14 protein-coding genes are annotated in these 14810 nt (G+C 62.6%); 2 read left to right on the plus strand and 12 right to left on the minus strand.

Annotated features, from left to right (window positions below; genetic code table 11):
• Positions 1-28: 28 nt before the first annotated feature.
• The 6 genes from LQ788_RS18530 to rpmB all read right to left on the minus strand — a co-directional run bounded on the left by LQ788_RS18530 (position 29) and on the right by rpmB (position 4948).
• The gene (locus tag LQ788_RS18530; protein ID WP_317207050.1) at positions 29-1384 is read right to left on the minus strand and encodes an MFS transporter; all 1356 of its coding nucleotides are present in this window, start codon (positions 1382-1384) and stop codon (positions 29-31) included.
• Positions 1385-1640: 256 nt separating this feature from the next.
• Positions 1641-3719 (minus strand): cytochrome c oxidase assembly protein, encoded by a 2079-nt coding sequence (locus tag LQ788_RS18535; protein WP_231443589.1) that lies wholly within the window; start codon positions 3717-3719, stop codon positions 1641-1643.
• Positions 3720-3875: 156 nt separating this feature from the next.
• On the minus strand, positions 3876-4163 hold the full coding sequence (locus LQ788_RS18540; RefSeq protein WP_009882243.1) for an HU family DNA-binding protein: 288 nt from the start codon (positions 4161-4163) through the stop codon (positions 3876-3878).
• A 69-nt stretch (positions 4164-4232) separates the two neighbouring features.
• Positions 4233-4538, minus strand: a complete 306-nt coding sequence (gene rpsN, locus LQ788_RS18545) for a 30S ribosomal protein S14 (protein WP_009882241.1) — start codon at positions 4536-4538, stop codon at positions 4233-4235.
• A gap of 6 nt (positions 4539-4544) precedes the next feature.
• Positions 4545-4712: a 50S ribosomal protein L33 gene (gene rpmG / locus LQ788_RS18550; RefSeq protein ID WP_009882240.1), complete on the minus strand. Its 168-nt coding sequence runs from the start codon at positions 4710-4712 to the stop codon at positions 4545-4547.
• On the minus strand, positions 4712-4948 hold the full coding sequence (gene rpmB / locus LQ788_RS18555; RefSeq protein ID WP_101571629.1) for a 50S ribosomal protein L28: 237 nt from the start codon (positions 4946-4948) through the stop codon (positions 4712-4714). The genes rpmG and rpmB overlap by 1 nt, the downstream gene beginning before the upstream one ends.
• Before the next feature lie 611 nt (positions 4949-5559).
• Between rpmB and LQ788_RS18560 the strand changes: the two genes are divergently transcribed.
• A complete protein-coding gene (locus tag LQ788_RS18560) occupies positions 5560-6504 on the plus strand; it encodes a protein kinase (RefSeq protein ID WP_231443591.1) in 945 nt (314 codons plus the stop codon).
• A 196-nt stretch (positions 6505-6700) separates the two neighbouring features.
• Here the strand turns inward: LQ788_RS18560 and LQ788_RS18565 are convergent, their stop codons facing one another.
• From LQ788_RS18565 to LQ788_RS18590, 6 genes are all read right to left on the minus strand, one after another.
• Complete coding sequence (locus LQ788_RS18565) at positions 6701-8137, minus strand: dihydrolipoamide acetyltransferase family protein (protein WP_231443593.1); 1437 nt, start codon at positions 8135-8137, stop codon at positions 6701-6703.
• Between the two features lie 16 nt (positions 8138-8153).
• Entirely contained in the window at positions 8154-9131 is a 978-nt protein-coding gene (locus LQ788_RS18570; protein ID WP_231443595.1) for an alpha-ketoacid dehydrogenase subunit beta, read from the minus strand.
• Positions 9131-10285 carry a pyruvate dehydrogenase (acetyl-transferring) E1 component subunit alpha gene (gene pdhA, locus LQ788_RS18575; RefSeq protein ID WP_231443597.1) on the minus strand — a complete coding sequence of 385 codons (1155 nt, stop codon included), beginning with the start codon at positions 10283-10285 and terminating at the stop codon, positions 9131-9133. The genes LQ788_RS18570 and pdhA overlap by 1 nt, the downstream gene beginning before the upstream one ends.
• A 347-nt stretch (positions 10286-10632) precedes the next feature.
• Positions 10633-12150 (minus strand): hypothetical protein, encoded by a 1518-nt coding sequence (locus tag LQ788_RS18580; protein WP_231443599.1) that lies wholly within the window; start codon positions 12148-12150, stop codon positions 10633-10635.
• Complete coding sequence (locus LQ788_RS18585) at positions 12147-12881, minus strand: hypothetical protein (RefSeq protein WP_231443601.1); 735 nt, start codon at positions 12879-12881, stop codon at positions 12147-12149. The genes LQ788_RS18580 and LQ788_RS18585 overlap by 4 nt, the downstream gene beginning before the upstream one ends.
• Complete coding sequence (locus LQ788_RS18590) at positions 12878-13303, minus strand: hypothetical protein (RefSeq protein WP_231443603.1); 426 nt, start codon at positions 13301-13303, stop codon at positions 12878-12880. Before LQ788_RS18590 ends, LQ788_RS18585 begins: the two co-directional genes overlap by 4 nt.
• 48 nt (positions 13304-13351) lie before the next feature.
• Here LQ788_RS18590 and purB point away from each other — a divergent pair, with 48 nt between their 5' ends.
• Entirely contained in the window at positions 13352-14785 is a 1434-nt protein-coding gene (gene purB, locus LQ788_RS18595; RefSeq protein ID WP_231443605.1) for an adenylosuccinate lyase, read from the plus strand.
• Positions 14786-14810 lie beyond the last annotated feature (25 nt).

The following is a 14810-nucleotide window of genomic DNA, read 5'->3' on the forward strand; positions in this document are numbered from 1 at the left end:
CGTGTGCTCGAGTGTTGAGATACGCGAATCAGCGCTGTGCTGCGTGACGACGGTCCTTATCCACCTGGTCCAACGAACGCAGGTCGATGCCCTTCGTCTCCTTCGTGTACAGAAGAGCGATCATCGAGATCACTGCGGCTGCCAGCAGGTAGAACGCGATCGGCACTGAGGACTCGAACTGCTGCAGCAGTGCAGTGGCGATGATCGGCGCGAACGAGCCTGCCACGATCGCCGTGACCTGGTAGCCGGTCGAGACACCCGAGTTGCGCATGTGGGTCGGGAACATCTCCGACATGATCGCCGGCTGGCCGGCATACATCAGTGCGTGGAAGATGAGTCCCAGCAGCAGGGCGAGGAAGATCATCCCGGCGCTGGCTGTGTCGTACATCGGGAAGGCGAAGAAGCCCCAGCTTGCCGTGAGAACGATGCCGATTCCGTAGGGCAGCTTGCGCCCGACCTTGTCCGCCATGGCCCCGACGAAGGGCACGAGCACAGCGTGGATCGCATGGGCTCCGAGCAGGAGGCCGAGGATCTCGCTTGACTCGATCTTGACCGCGATCGACAGATATGTGATCGAGAAGGTCACCACGAGATAGTAGTGGATGTTCTCGACGAAGCGCAGGCCCATCGCGGCGAAGACTTCGCGGGGGTAGCGCTTGAAGACGGCCTTGATGCCGTAGTCCACGCCCTCTTCGATCTCTTCAGCCTGGACCTCGTCGAAGATCGGTGCGTCTGAGACACGGGTGCGGATGTAGTAGCCGATGAGCACGATGACGGCCGAGAGCCAGAAGGCCACGCGCCAGCCCCACGAGAGGAAGTGCTCTTCGGTCAGCGTTGCGGTGAGGATGAAGAGCACCGCGGTGGCGAGCAGGTTGCCCAATGGCACACCGGACTGCGGGAAGGACGACCAGAAGCCGCGTTCCTTGTTCGGTGCATGCTCGGCCACGAGGAGGACCGCTCCACCCCACTCGCCGCCCACGGCGAAGCCCTGCACGACGCGCAGCAGGACGAGGAGAATCGGGGCGAAGGGCCCGATCTGATCGAACGTCGGCAGACATCCCATGAGGAATGTGGCCACACCGACGAGGACGATCGACAGCTGCAAGAGCTTCTTCCGTCCGTACTTGTCACCGAAGTGGCCGAAGACGATACCGCCGATGGGGCGGGCGATGAAGCCGACCGCGTAGGTGGCGAAGCCCGCCAGGATCGGTGTCAGCGGGTCATCCGACGGTGGGAACAGAATGTGGTTGAACACCAGGGTGGCGGCCGAACCGTAGAGGAAGAACTCGTACCACTCGACGACGGTTCCGGCCATCGAGGCGGCGACGACCTTGCGCAGCTGTGCGCGGATCGTCTTCCTCTCGGCATTGTTCGAAGAACTCATGACTCTCCTTGATTTCCACGATCCGCATCACCGTTGAATGCGCGGATCGACTCGCTGTGGCGTCTGGGCCCGTGCGGAGGTGAGCCTGCAAGCCCCTGCTATGCGGCTTCAGGTCCACGCCGTCGGCGCGGGTTACGTGACGCTGTGGATAAATATGATCCATGCAACAGTCTGCGCCATCCAACGAGTGATTGGGGGCAGAAAGGGCTCGAATCCGGGAATTATCTCTGCACATTCCCGCACACGAGGTGTGCAGTCATCTGCTTCGCGGGCTGGAGTTCGCGTCGCGCTGCGCCATATTGGCGAGCATGTCGTTGTAGGCGCGCAGCTCCGCGTCGTCGGTGCGTGCCTCACGTCGATCAAGGCGCTTGGCCTCACGATCGGAGGACTTCGACCATTGGAAGGCGACCATGATTGCGATGAAGAGGGTAGGGAACTCTCCGATGCCCCAGGCGATTCCGCCGCCCATCTGCTGGTCTTCGATCGCCGAATAGCCCCAGTCGGCACCGATGTTGCCGAACCAGTCACCTTCGATGAGGACTTCGGAGCTCATAATCGAGATACCGAAGAACGCGTGGAAGGCCATCGTGATGAGCAGCATGAGCAGCCGCAGCGGATAGGCGGGACGCTCCACGCCGGGGTCGATGCCGATGAGCGCCTGCGCGAACAGATAGCCGGCGCCGAGGAAGTGGATGATCATCAGCTCGTGGCCCAAGTGCCATTCGAGCGCATATTTCATCACGCCCGAGTAGTAGAAGACGACGAGGGAACCGGCGAAGTTCACGCTTGCGAAGATCGGGTTCGCAAAAAACCTCATAAAGGGAGTGTGGACGAGCCAGAGCACCCATTCGCGCACACCACGTGAACCGTCGGTGCGGGCCTTCGTCCCGCGCATGAGCATTGTGATGGGTGCACCGAGGACCATCGGCAGGGGCACCACCATGATCAGGAGCATGTGCTGGATCATGTGTCCGGAGAACTGGATCTCGCCGTAGACCCGGGCACCGCCTGAGGTGACGTAGACGAGGAAGATCATGCCCAGCAGCCAGCAGACCAGGCGATGGATCGGCCAGGAATCACCTCGGCGCCGGAGATTGATGAAACCGACGATATAGGCCACGGACAGGCCGACTGCGATGACGACCCACAGCGGGTCGAGGGACCATTCGGTGAAGTAGCGGGCGAAGCTCGGCGGCGGGGGAAGCGGCTCACCGGTCAGGATCTCTGCCGGGGTCGGATCGCCCACGGGTTCCTGAGACACCGGTGGCTGAGACCGCGACAGAGCGACCGCCAGCCCCATGGTGGCCCCGAAGATGATGAATTCCACGACGATGAGTCGCCAGAATTCTCTGGTCGCCGAGGCGGCGGCACCCAGACGTCGGATGACGAACTGCCGATGCCAGAAGCCGATGAGGCCGAGCAGAATCGTCGCAAACGTCTTCGCCACAATCACCTGCCCGTACGGAGTCATGAGGTCATCGAAACTGTGGACACGCAGCAGCGAGTTCACGACGCCGGAGAAGGCGACGATCGCGAAGGACATGAGAGCGATCGAGGAATAGCGTTCGATCGTCGAGCGCAGCAGGTTCGAACGTGCCAGGTCCGAGCCGAGGAGCGCGATGACGAAGAGGCCGCCCAACCACATCGTCACGCCCAGCAGATGCAGGCCGATGCTGTTGACGGCCTGGGTGTGTCCGGAGGCCTCAGCGGAGTGGCCCATAAGTGCCAGGGGGATCATCACGCCGACGCCGAGGACACCCGCGACGGCGATCCCGAGGAAGCTGCGTGTGCCGAAGCACAGCGTCGAGGCGACAGCGATGAGGACGACGATGAGGGTCCAGAGCTGGCCGAAGGCGATCTGGGTCAAGAACACGCCGAGCTGGCTGGAGAAGTCGAGGTAGGCCTGGGCACCGACAGTGTCGGCGAAGGTGAGGACGAGGACGGCCACGGCGGAGATCGTCCAGGCGATCGATGCCATCTCGGCGATCTTCAGGGTCTTCTCCCAGAGTGCATTGAGCGGCTCCGCGTCGGGTGTGCTCGACTTCGCAGTCGTGGGGTTCGCCTGTTTTCCCCTGCCCTTCTTCGCGGTGCGGGGCAGGATGAAGAGGGCGAACATCAGTGCACCCACGGTCAGCGACATCGACACATTGAAGACGAGCTTGGCCGCGGGAAGGCCGTAGCGCACGTAGGGGCCGGGGTCGTTGAGCAGCGTCGCCTCGGCTGCTCCGGTGAAGAGCATCGCGAGCAGGCCGACGGCGAGCCCGCCGATGACGACGAGGGGAACGGCGGCGCGAGACGTGAATCGAGTGATCGATTCGAAGACTTGAGTGCTCACTGGTGGCAGGCCGCCGCTTCATTCATGGTTCAAGGATATCGCCGCAGTCTGATACCGGGCGAACTGCGAGGCTCGGACGTGGCCGAGATCTCGGCACGGAGACAGGAAATGACCCGGACCACATGGTCCGGGTCATTCCACGCTGATGCTCGAGGCTCAGTTAGGGCTGCCAGCGGCAGCTTTCAGCTTCGAACCAGCGGACAGCTTCACGGAGTAGCCGGCCTTGATCTGGATCTCTTCACCGGTCTGCGGGTTGCGGCCCTTGCGAGCGGCACGTTCGGTGCGCTCGACGGACAGCCATCCCGGGATGGTGAGCTTTTCGCCCTTGCCGACGACGTCGGAGAAGACATCGAAGACACCATCAAGAACGTCCGAGACCTGCTTCTGAGTCAGTCCGGAATTCTCTGCAACTTCTGCTACGAGCTCACTGCGGTTCTTAGCCATAAAAGTGTCCTCCTTAGGACAAGTCGGTCGGTTACCGGTCCGTTTTTCCGATAACGAACTTCCTCGAGATTACCAGCTTGACTTCGTGATGCCGGGCAACTCGCCGTTGTGTGCCATTTCGCGGAAACGAACACGGGAGAGACCGAACTTGCGGAGGTAGCCCCGCGGACGGCCATCAACCTGGTCGCGGTTGCGCACACGCACTGGTGAGGCATCGCGAGGAAGCTTCTGCAGTCCGAGGCGTGCTTCTTCACGCTGCTCGTCGGTGCTGTCTGGGTGTGTCAGCTGACGCTTGAGCGTCGCACGACGCTCCGCGTAGCGCTCGACAATGACGCGACGCTGCTTGTCGCGTGCGATCTTTGACTTCTTAGCCATGTGCGCTCAGCGCTCCTCTCGGAAATCGACGTGCTTACGAACAACTGGATCGTACTTCTTGAGAACCATGCGATCCGGGTTGTTGCGGCGGTTCTTGCGGGTCACGTAGGTGTACCCGGAGCCAGCTGTCGACTTGAGCTTGACGATCGGACGGATGTCCTGTGCCTTAGCCATCAGAGCTTCACTCCCTTGGCAATGAGTTCGCCGACGACTGCGTCAATTCCGCGTGCGTCGATGACCTTGATGCCCTTGGCGGACAAGGTGAGGGTGACGCTGCGGCGCAGGGACGGAACGAAATAGCGCTTTTTCTGAATATTCGGGTTGAAACGACGCTTAGTGGTTCGTTTCGAGTGGGACACGTTGTGTCCGAAACCAGGGACGGCCCCGGTTACTTGGCAGGTTGCTGCCATGACTCTCCTCCAGTTCACAAGTTACCGACTCTCGAAACAAGCTGTCTGCGTGGGTTCCACGCTCGCTTGCGCCGATGTCGGAAGACATCAACAAATTTTCACGATTGCTGCTCGGCCGGGCAGGTGCCCGACCACTTGCCAGATTGTTGCCCGGCATACGGCGTTCGCAATGAAAATTGTGTACGCCAAAACAGGTTTGCCCGTTCGGGCGAGATGTCTCACCAGCGCTGAAGCCGTAGCCTGTGAGAGATTGGCCGAAGCTGGAGTGCAGCGGTGGGTGAGCACCATGTTGGCCTTAGCAGATCAATCGGTGATCGAACTGCTACGACACAACAGATAACAATCTTAGTGAGAAACAGGCCTTCAGAGCAAATTCACTGACTCGCTGCCGTCAGGCCCCCTCAGGCGTGTCGCAATTGAGGGTCGGTGAACACGGCGCGCCCGGATTCCAGGGGCGGACACCGGCGCTCACCTCGCACTCATCCGGCACGCAGGTTCGTGCCCGCGCTCCAGGACACAATGCATCCTGCCCTCGTTCATGTTGAACACGTGCCGATGACGTGCCAAGGTAAGAAGATGATTGCCACCACATTTGGCACTCAGGAGGACCGATGAGCGACGTTCCACCGAGGCCGCGAATCCGTCCAGCGACCAGTGACGACTGGCAGAAAGACCAATCTGATCGTGCCGGTCTGACCTCGTCGCCGGGGCAGGAGTCCACCCAGAGTGCTGCTGATTTCGACAACTCGACCTATTACGAGTATCTCGAGAAGCACACCGGCGACGTACCCGTATCCAAAAACCGCTCTCGCAACGCCTTCGCCCCCGCAGGCGCTTCCGCGTTCCAGGGACAGCCTCAGAGCTCATCCGGCGCACCTGCGGCCAGGCAGGGGCAACCTGATGGTCACTCCGCTCACTCACCCCAGGTGGAGCAGGGCTCTGATGGCCATGCATCCGGACAGATCCCACTCCAGCCCGCTCCCGCCCCGAAGAAGGGCAATGGGGCCAAGATCATCGTCGTCATCGTTGCCATCATCATGGTTCTCGCACTGCTGGCATTCTTCGGTATCCGCTGGTTGGCCCCGTCGACGGGCACCGTACCCGTGGACTTCGGCGCAGACGAGTCCGCATCGCCTTCCGCCTCACCTTCCGAGTCCATGGTCCAGCCGACATCGAGCTCGCAAGAGGCTCTGTCGACCTACACGAAGCAAGGTACCGCAAAGGCGGATGACCTCGAAGGGCAATGGGTGACTCAGGTCAGCGCGAAGGACGTCGGCATCGAAGCCGACGGCAAGACGTGGTCGGCCCAGGACATCGTCGACGAGTTCGAGACCAACCGCGTCAAATACCCTGGCGCGATCCTCATCCACAGCGGTGACTGGGATTCCTACAAGGATGACAACTACTGGGTCACCGTCATCGACACCCCCTACAGCGATCCCGAGCCTGCTCTCGATCAGTGCCGCTCTTGGGGGCTGGACCGCGACCATTGCCTGGCGAAGCGCCTGGTCAAGGACGGAAGCCCCACCGACAACAGCGCCTACCTCGACAAGTAGGGCTGCGCCTTCTCGATCGGTGCCCGCGGCCATGTGCCCGAAACACCGGCAGTGCGCCGAAACAACCATGGAGCGCAATTACAGCGGTGGAGCGCCGAAGCACCTGTGTGTGCACAGGCGCTACGGCGCTCCATCGTTGCGTGGAGGATAGATCCGCTCCACCGGGCCGCTTCTGCGGCTTCAGGCTCGCAGGCCCTCAGACCAGCAGCAATGTCGGGTCTTCGAGCCCGCGACCGACATCGGCGAGGAACTTCGAGATGATCTCACCGTCGACGACGCGATGGTCAGCACTCACCGACAGGGTGGTGATGTCGCGGGGGACGATCTCATCTCCAACGACCCAGGGCTTCTTCCGGATCTGTCCGAAGGCCAGGATCGCGGCTTCCCCCGGGTTGATGATCGGGGTGCCCGCGTCGACGCCGAAGACGCCGACGTTGGTGATCGTGATCGTGCCGCCGGACTGATCGGCCGGAGGTGTCTTGCCTGAACGCGCCAGCGCAGTCAGATCCTGAATGCCCTGAGCCAGGTCAGTCAGGCCCATTGCGTGTGCGCCCTTGATGTTCGGCACGATCAGACCACGTGGAGTGGCTGCGGCGATACCGAGGTTGACGTACTTCTTGACGACGATCTCTTCGCCCTCGAGGCACGAGTTGATCCGCGGGTTGCGGGCAACGGCCCAGGCCACGGCCTTGGCAACGAGCAGCAGGGGTGAGACCTTGATGTCCTCGCCCAGGAACTTCGTGGACTTCAGCCTGCGTACGAAGGCCATCGTCTCGGTGACATCGACATCGAGGAATTCGGTGACGTGGGGCATCGTGAACGCGGATTCGACCATGGCCTTGGCCATCATCTTCGCTACGCCCTTGAACGGGATCCGTTCTTCGAGTTCGCCCGAGGGACCGGCCCCTGCCGAGGCGGCTGCTGATCCAGCTCCCGAGGCTGCGGCTGCGGTGGCTGCCGCTCCTGTGCCGCTGGCTGCGGCCTTGACGTCGTCACGGGTGACCTCGCCACGTGAACCGGTCGGCACGATCGCAGCCAGGTCGAGGCCGAGGTCCTTCGCGAGCTTGCGCACGGGAGGCTTGGCCAGAGGCTTGCCCGACGAGGCTGTCGCTGGTGCTGTGGCTGCAGCGTTTTCGACCGGGGCTGTCGCCGCAGCTGCGACAGGAGTTGCCGCAGCCGCTGGCGCAGACGGAGCTTCCGGTGCGGCTGAAGCCTGGCTCGGCTTCGCCGGCGCCGCGACGCCTGCACCCTTGCGAGGCCGACGTTTCGACGAGGCTGCCTTGGCACCGTAGCCGACCAAGGTCGCCCCGCCCTCGGCGTCGCCGCCGCCTTCGGCGGGCGTTTGGGTTTCTCCTGCTGCAGGTGCCGAGGCGCTGGCGTTGTCGGAGCCGCTATCTGCGCCGCCGAAGCGAATGATCGGTGTCCCGACCTCGATGGTCTGGCCCTCCTCGACGAGCAGGGCGCCGACTTCGCCAGCCTGAGGACTGGGGAGTTCGACCAGTGACTTGGCCGTTTCGATCTCGACGAGGATCTGATTGACGGTGACGGTGTCGCCGACGGCGACCTTCCATGACACGATGTCGGCCTCGGTCAGGCCCTCACCGACATCAGGAAGAGGAAATTCAAAAGACATGTCAGCTCTCCTTGAGTCAGTAGGCCAGTGCCCGGTCGACACCGTCGAAGATGCGATCCAGGTCGGGCAGGTAGTGCTCTTCCATCCGCGAGCCGGGGTATGGCGTGTGATAGCCGCCGACTCGGATAACCGGGGCCTCGAGGTTGAAGAAGCAGCGTTCTGACATTCGTGCCGCGATCTCGGAGCCGAGACCCAGGAACGTCGGTGCCTCGTGGGCGACGACGAGACGACCGGTCTTCTTCACCGATTTCTCGATCGTCGCGAAGTCGATCGGGCTGAGGCTGCGCAGGTCGATGAGCTCGACGCTCTTGCCTTCATCCGCAGCAGCTGCGACAACGTCCTTGGCCGTCGGCACCAGAGGGCCATAGGCCACCAGGGTGACGTCGTTGCCTTCGGAGACGACGCTGGCGTCGTGCATTCCCAGCTCGCCGCGATTCGCGGTGTCGACGTCCCCGCGCAGCCAGTAGCGGCGCTTGGGTTCGAAGAACATCACCGGATCGTCGCTCTTGATCGCTTCCTGCATCATCCAGTAGGCGTCATGAGCATTCGAGGGTGAGACCAGACGCAGTCCTGCGTGGTGGGCGAAGACGGTTTCCGGGCTCTCCGAGTGGTGTTCGGGTGATCCGATTCCGCCGCCGTAGGGCACGCGGATGACGAGCGGAACTCGTTCCTTGCCCAGGGTGCGGTTGTAGAGCTTGGCCACCTGCGTCACGATCTGGTCGTAGGCAGGGAAGATGAAGGCATCGAACTGGATCTCGATGACCGGGCGGTAGCCGCGGATGGCCATGCCGATCGAGGTGCCCACGATGCCGGATTCGGCCAGCGGCGCATCGATGACCCGCTGCGGACCGAAGTCCTTCTGCAGGCCCTCGGTGACGCGGAAGACGCCGCCGAGCTTTCCGATGTCCTCACCGATGAGGACGACCTTCGGGTCGTCCTCCATGGCTTTGCGCATTCCGGCCGTGATGGCCTTTGACAGGGGAAGTTTCTCCATCAGGCCTCACCTGCATCGGCGAACGAGGCCTGGTATGCGAGGAATTCCGCACGTTCCTCGTCGACGAGGGGGTGAGGTCCGGAGGTGACATGGGCGAACATCTCGACAGGGTCGGGATCTTCCATGGTCATGCAGTTGTGGCGGATGCGGGCGGCGAGGGTATCGGCCTCGGCGTCGACCTCGGCGAAGAATTCCTCGCCGGTTTCGGTGTGGTTGTCGAGGTAGGCTTTGAGGCGCTTGAGCGGGTCGCGGTCCTCCCAGATCTCCTCTTCGGCTGCATCGCGATACTTCGTCGGATCATCTGCCGTGGTGTGAGCACCGCGACGGTAGGTGAAGGCCTCGATGAGCATCGGGCCGTTGCCGGCGCGAACCGAATCCAGGCTGGCCCTGGCCACGGCGTACATCGCGATGATGTCGTTGCCGTCGACACGCAGGCCGGGAACACCGAATCCTTCGCCGCGCTTGCACAGTGGTGCAGCGGTCTGGACGTGGGTGGGTTCAGAGATGGCCCACTGGTTGTTCTGGCAGAAGAACAGCACAGGTGCGTGGAAGGCTCCGGCGAAGGTCAGTGCCTCCGAGACATCGCCCTGCGAGGTGGCTCCGTCGCCGAAGCAGGCGATGGCCGCAGTGTCGCGTTCGAGGTCACCGGTGCCGACGTCGCCGTCCATGGACACACCCATGGCGTAGCCGGTGGCGTGCAGGGTCTGGGATCCGATGACGATGGTGTATGTGTGGAAGCGGTGTTCCTGAGGGTCCCAACCGCCGTGGTCCTGACCGCGGAACATGCCGAGGAGAGTTTCCGGTTCGACTCCGCGGGTGTAGGCGAGGCCGTGTTCGCGGTAGGTGGGGAAGACGAAGTCCTGGGGGCGAGCTGCCCGTCCCATTCCGATCTGAGCTGCTTCCTGACCGAACATCGGCGCCCAGAGGCCGAGCTGTCCTTGGCGCTGCAGGGCCGCACCCTCAGCATCGATGCGACGCACCAGGACCATGTCCCGGTAGAAGCCGCGCAGATCCTCATCGGTGAGTTCTGCTGCGAAGGCGTCATATTCACCGGATTCGACGCGATTGCCGTCTTCGGTGAGCATCTGGATCATCCGAGGTTCCGAAGCCTGACTGTGGGCAGTCCCGGTTCCCACTGAAATGTTGGAAGTCATTCCAGTTCTCCTTTGTTCAAGGTCCAAGCGCACCGGAGGTGACCAGTGGTGGACGGTGTCCTTCAGGCGGGGCCTCTGGTGTGAGATCTCGCCTTCGAGTGATGTGATTCACAGGTGCTACCACGATACCGAATCCACCGACTGCATGCCACTTCGGCAACGTGCGTCGAGCGCCAATTGTTATGGTCGGGTTCAGCCTAGGAGGCGAACTCCACGCGTGTGGTCCACATCCAAAGCTCTCCGGGCCTAATTGTCGATGGTCGCAGAGTTGTTCCAACGTCCGACAAACGCACGTCCGAGCACTTCAGAGCCCTACCTCGCCGAGGTTGCCCCGCCCTTGGCAGCGTTCATGTTCGCTTGCGTTTGCCCTGGTAGTCCCTTGTCTCCTTGAGATCACCGGAGAAGAACCCTGAGTTCCTCTCGGTGAAGCGATTGAGGCCGGCATGGCCGCCTGCGAGCATGAGTCCGATCGAGGCGCTGTAGGCGGCGGAGGAATGAGCGGCTCCGGCGGAGGAGAACATATCGTCGAGTTCAGCATCTGTCTTGCCCCTCAGGCTCGGGGCCTGGCGCAGCGCCTCGGGGTCGTAGTCGACGGTGATCGTCGACCAATGGTCTGCGGCTGGATTCTCATTGCCGTCGAGGTCGGGCACCAGATCCTGTTCATGTTCGATGGAGAGGACATCGATGCCCTCATCAACTGGGAAGTCTGAGATCGGTGCACCCACGGTGAAGAGGGCAGTGACATTCACATCGTTGAGGAATGCCGGATCGGCGGCCAGCGAACCGGCGATGATCCCTCCCTGCGAATAGCCGACCAGCATGACCTCGCTGTCTGCCCCGATGTTCGCATCGGCGATGGCCTGGCGGACCATCTCTGCCATGACGGTGTCGTTGCCGGCCATCGCCTGCACGTTCGTCGTCAGATCTGTGGTGTTTTGGCCGGGTTCCGGCGACCAATCGCTCGTCGCCGGAATGTAGACGATGTAGCGGGTCGTGCCGTCAGCGTCGGTGATCTCCTCAATCCGCACCTGTCCGGAATCGACACCGCGATGGCGGTCGGCTTCTCTGCGGTAGAGGTCCTCGATGTCGCGCGGCGGCTCGTCATCGGGCGCAGTGATCCCTTTGGCTTTCCAGACCTCAACGTCGGAAGGCAGAAGCAGCCCGAACATGTTCGCGCCTCCCAGGATCCAGGCCGTCATCGATGACGAGTCGTGTGGCCACAGTGCATGATCGCCGTCGGTGGCCAGCACCGTCGGCGGCAATCCCATGAAGCCGACGACGATGCCCGGCAGCACATGTTCGATGATGGCTCCGGAGACATCTGAATTCTCGAACACGAGAGCTACGAAGGCTTCCTTCGCCGCCGCCTTCGTCTGCGCCAGGTCGATGCCGAAGTGTTTGGCCACGACATCGTCGAGACCCGTGACGTCGAGGAACTTCAGTCCCAGATAGATCGGTGCTCCGACCGCAACGCCGATGGGAATGAGCGCAGGCAGGCTGATGGCGATGACGCGACCGGTGACGTAGCCGAAGTAGTCGAGGAGTCCGCCGAAGGTGTCACTGATCCCCTTCTCCGCCTGTCGGTAGGCGAGGGCTGCGGTTCTCACCGCCAGGACGGTGGCTTCGAGTTCGATGAGCACGAGTGCCGACTCGTGATGGTAGACGGCCCGAGCGGCATCGAGATTGATCGCAGTGAGAGGTGAGGGAACCTGTGTCAGGAGCGTGGCCAGGTCGAAGTCAGCTCGCAGCCCTTCCACGTTCAGGTCACCGATGTGGCCGCAGATTCGCTGCAGTTCGTCGCCGCTGGAGTCTGCTCGATCATCGATCTTCAGCTGCGGACCACCGGCGGTTCGGGTTTCGATCATGACCGGATCCCGGTCATCGACGACCGCGAGAACACCGTTGTCTGCAGTCGAGTCATGGTCGCAGCAAGAAGGAGCCGCACCGCGTTGCCGTCGAGCCTGTGCTCGGCTCCGACCGTGATCGCCTCGCCCTCACGTTCGAGTGTCGGGCGGGACCAGACCCCGTCCACTCTGTGGAGGAACTCCATGCCGGCGACCTTGGATTCGTCGAGGTAGGTCAGGGTGAGCACGCAGTCCTTCTCGACCAACGCACACAGCTCCTCGGTGACCTGCGCGAGGTCCTGAGGCCGGAGGCGTCTGAGGAGCTGGAAGTCAGCGAATTCTTCGAAGTCTCCACCGTGCAGCACCAGGATCGCCAGACAGATGTCATCGCACAGGGACACCTCGATCTGGACGGTCTCAGCCCCGGAGCTGATGACGATGGTGATCCGCGAACGGGTGAGGTTGAGCTCCGCAGTGAAACCGGCCAACCAGGCCGTGAGCACATCGAGTCCGCGCTTCGATGACCCGCCGACGGGCTCCCCCAACATCACCGTCTCCCTCATCGTCGTCCCCACAGCTGGGGATCTACCCGACACCGCCCCCGAGGAGGTGCCCGGGACAGCGTGTGCACCTGGCATCAGTTCGCGGGGCCAAAGCACCCTCAGACGCTCGGGAAGCCTCATAATGCGTGCTGCGTCGACGGCGAACCACTTGTCGCCCGGCTCGGCTCCCGGCTTCGTCGTGTCGCTCATATCTGGATCCGACCTCCCACCGAGACGACCTGCAGGTGCAGGTCGTAGGCTTCGGCGAGCTTGTCGGCTCTCTCCGCCAGCGTGTTGATCGAGTCCGAACAAGTCAGAAGACGGTCGCTGAGCATCCGTCCCGCCGGAGAGTCCCACCCCTGCACCTGCCGACAGGTCTGCGCCAGACTCCGCAGCTCGTTCGCTCGTCGCCTCCATCCATCCCGGTTGAGTGCCAGCTCATCGGTGATCACTGTCATCCTCCTGTCCGATTCAGCCTTCACCGTACGAACCGGCGACTGCTGCCGAAAGCGCACGTCAGCACCCTGTGGACGCTCGTTGACCATCCACAGGAATTCCACGTCGAAGTCAGGGCAGATTCCACCGCCGGACGATCGCGAGTCCTCAGCGGCTGCAAGCGCTGCCCTGACCATCTGGCGGTCGGTTCCACGCCCGTGTGCGGCTCATGAGAAAATGGGGGCATGCCGACCGTTTCGCTTGCTGACATCACGCCCGCCATCGCCCTCGGACCACTTGATGGCCGTTATCGCAAAGACACCGCTGACCTCGTTGACCACCTGTCCGAGGCAGCCCTGAACCGCAACCGGATCACGGTGGAGGTCGAGTGGTTCATCCACCTGGCTCAGAACTCTGTGATCGACGGGGTGCGTCGTCTCACCGACGATGAGGTCAGTGGCCTGCGCGCCTTCGCCGAGAATTTCGATGCCGACACGATCGCCACCCTCGCCGCCCACGAGGCTGTGACGGTTCACGACGTCAAAGCCGTCGAGTACACAATCAAAGAAGCGCTAGTCGAACTCGGCGCCGACGATCTCAGCGAACTCGTCCACTTCTGCTGCACCTCCGAGGACATCAACAATCTGTCCTGGGCCCTGGGCGTCAAGGGCGCCACCGCTGATGTGTGGCTGCCCCGCGCCAAGGCGCTCATCGACTCATTGGCCGACACCGCCTCGGCGCTGGCAGAGGTCCCGATGCTCTCCCACACCCACGGTCAGCCGGCGACGCCGACGACGATGGGCAAGGAGCTCGCGGTGTTCGTCCACCGGCTGCGCCGCCAGTTCGAACGTGTCGAGGCAAGCGAATTCCTCGGCAAGATCAATGGTGCGACCGGGACCTATTCGGCTCATCTGGCCGCCGTTCCCGGCGCCGACTGGCCCAAGCTGGCCAAAACCTTCGTCGAAGGCAGCCTGGGGCTGACCTTCAACCCGCTGACCACGCAGATCGAATCCCACGACTGGGATGCTGAGCTCTTCGCAGACATCGCCCGGTTCAATCGCATCGCCCACAATCTGGCGACGGATATGTGGACCTACATCTCAATGAACTACTTCAAGCAGATCCCCGTTGCCGGTGCGACCGGGTCCTCGACGATGCCGCACAAGGTCAATCCGATCCGCTTCGAGAACGCCGAGGCCAATCTCGAGCTCTCGTGCGCCCTGCTCGACTCGCTGGCCTCCACTCTGGTCACATCTCGGATGCAGCGTGACCTCACCGACTCGACCTCACAGCGCAACATCGGCGTCGCCTACGGCCACTCCGTGCTGGCGCTGAACAACCTGGTCAAGGGCCTCGAACGGCTCGCCATCAATGAAGAGGCCCTGAATGCCGACCTCAACTCCAACTGGGAGGTTCTCGGCGAAGCGATCCAGTCGGTCATGCGCGCTGCCGGGCTGCAGGGTGTGCCCGGAATGGACAACCCCTACGAAACACTCAAGGAACTCACTCGCGGAAAGCGCATCGATCAGGCCGATCTGCAGACCTTCGTCGCCGGCCTCGGACTGCCCGAGGCCGAGACTCAGCTGCTGACCGCACTGACCCCGGCCACCTACATCGGCGTTGCCGCACAGCTGGCCGAATCAGAGGTCGCCGATTGGAAGGCTCGCTCCCAGAGCTGAGCTCGGCGCACGGAAATCACTGTTA

This window comes from Brevibacterium zhoupengii, from assembly GCF_021117425.1.
GTDB classification, from domain to species: domain Bacteria; phylum Actinomycetota; class Actinomycetes; order Actinomycetales; family Brevibacteriaceae; genus Brevibacterium; species Brevibacterium zhoupengii.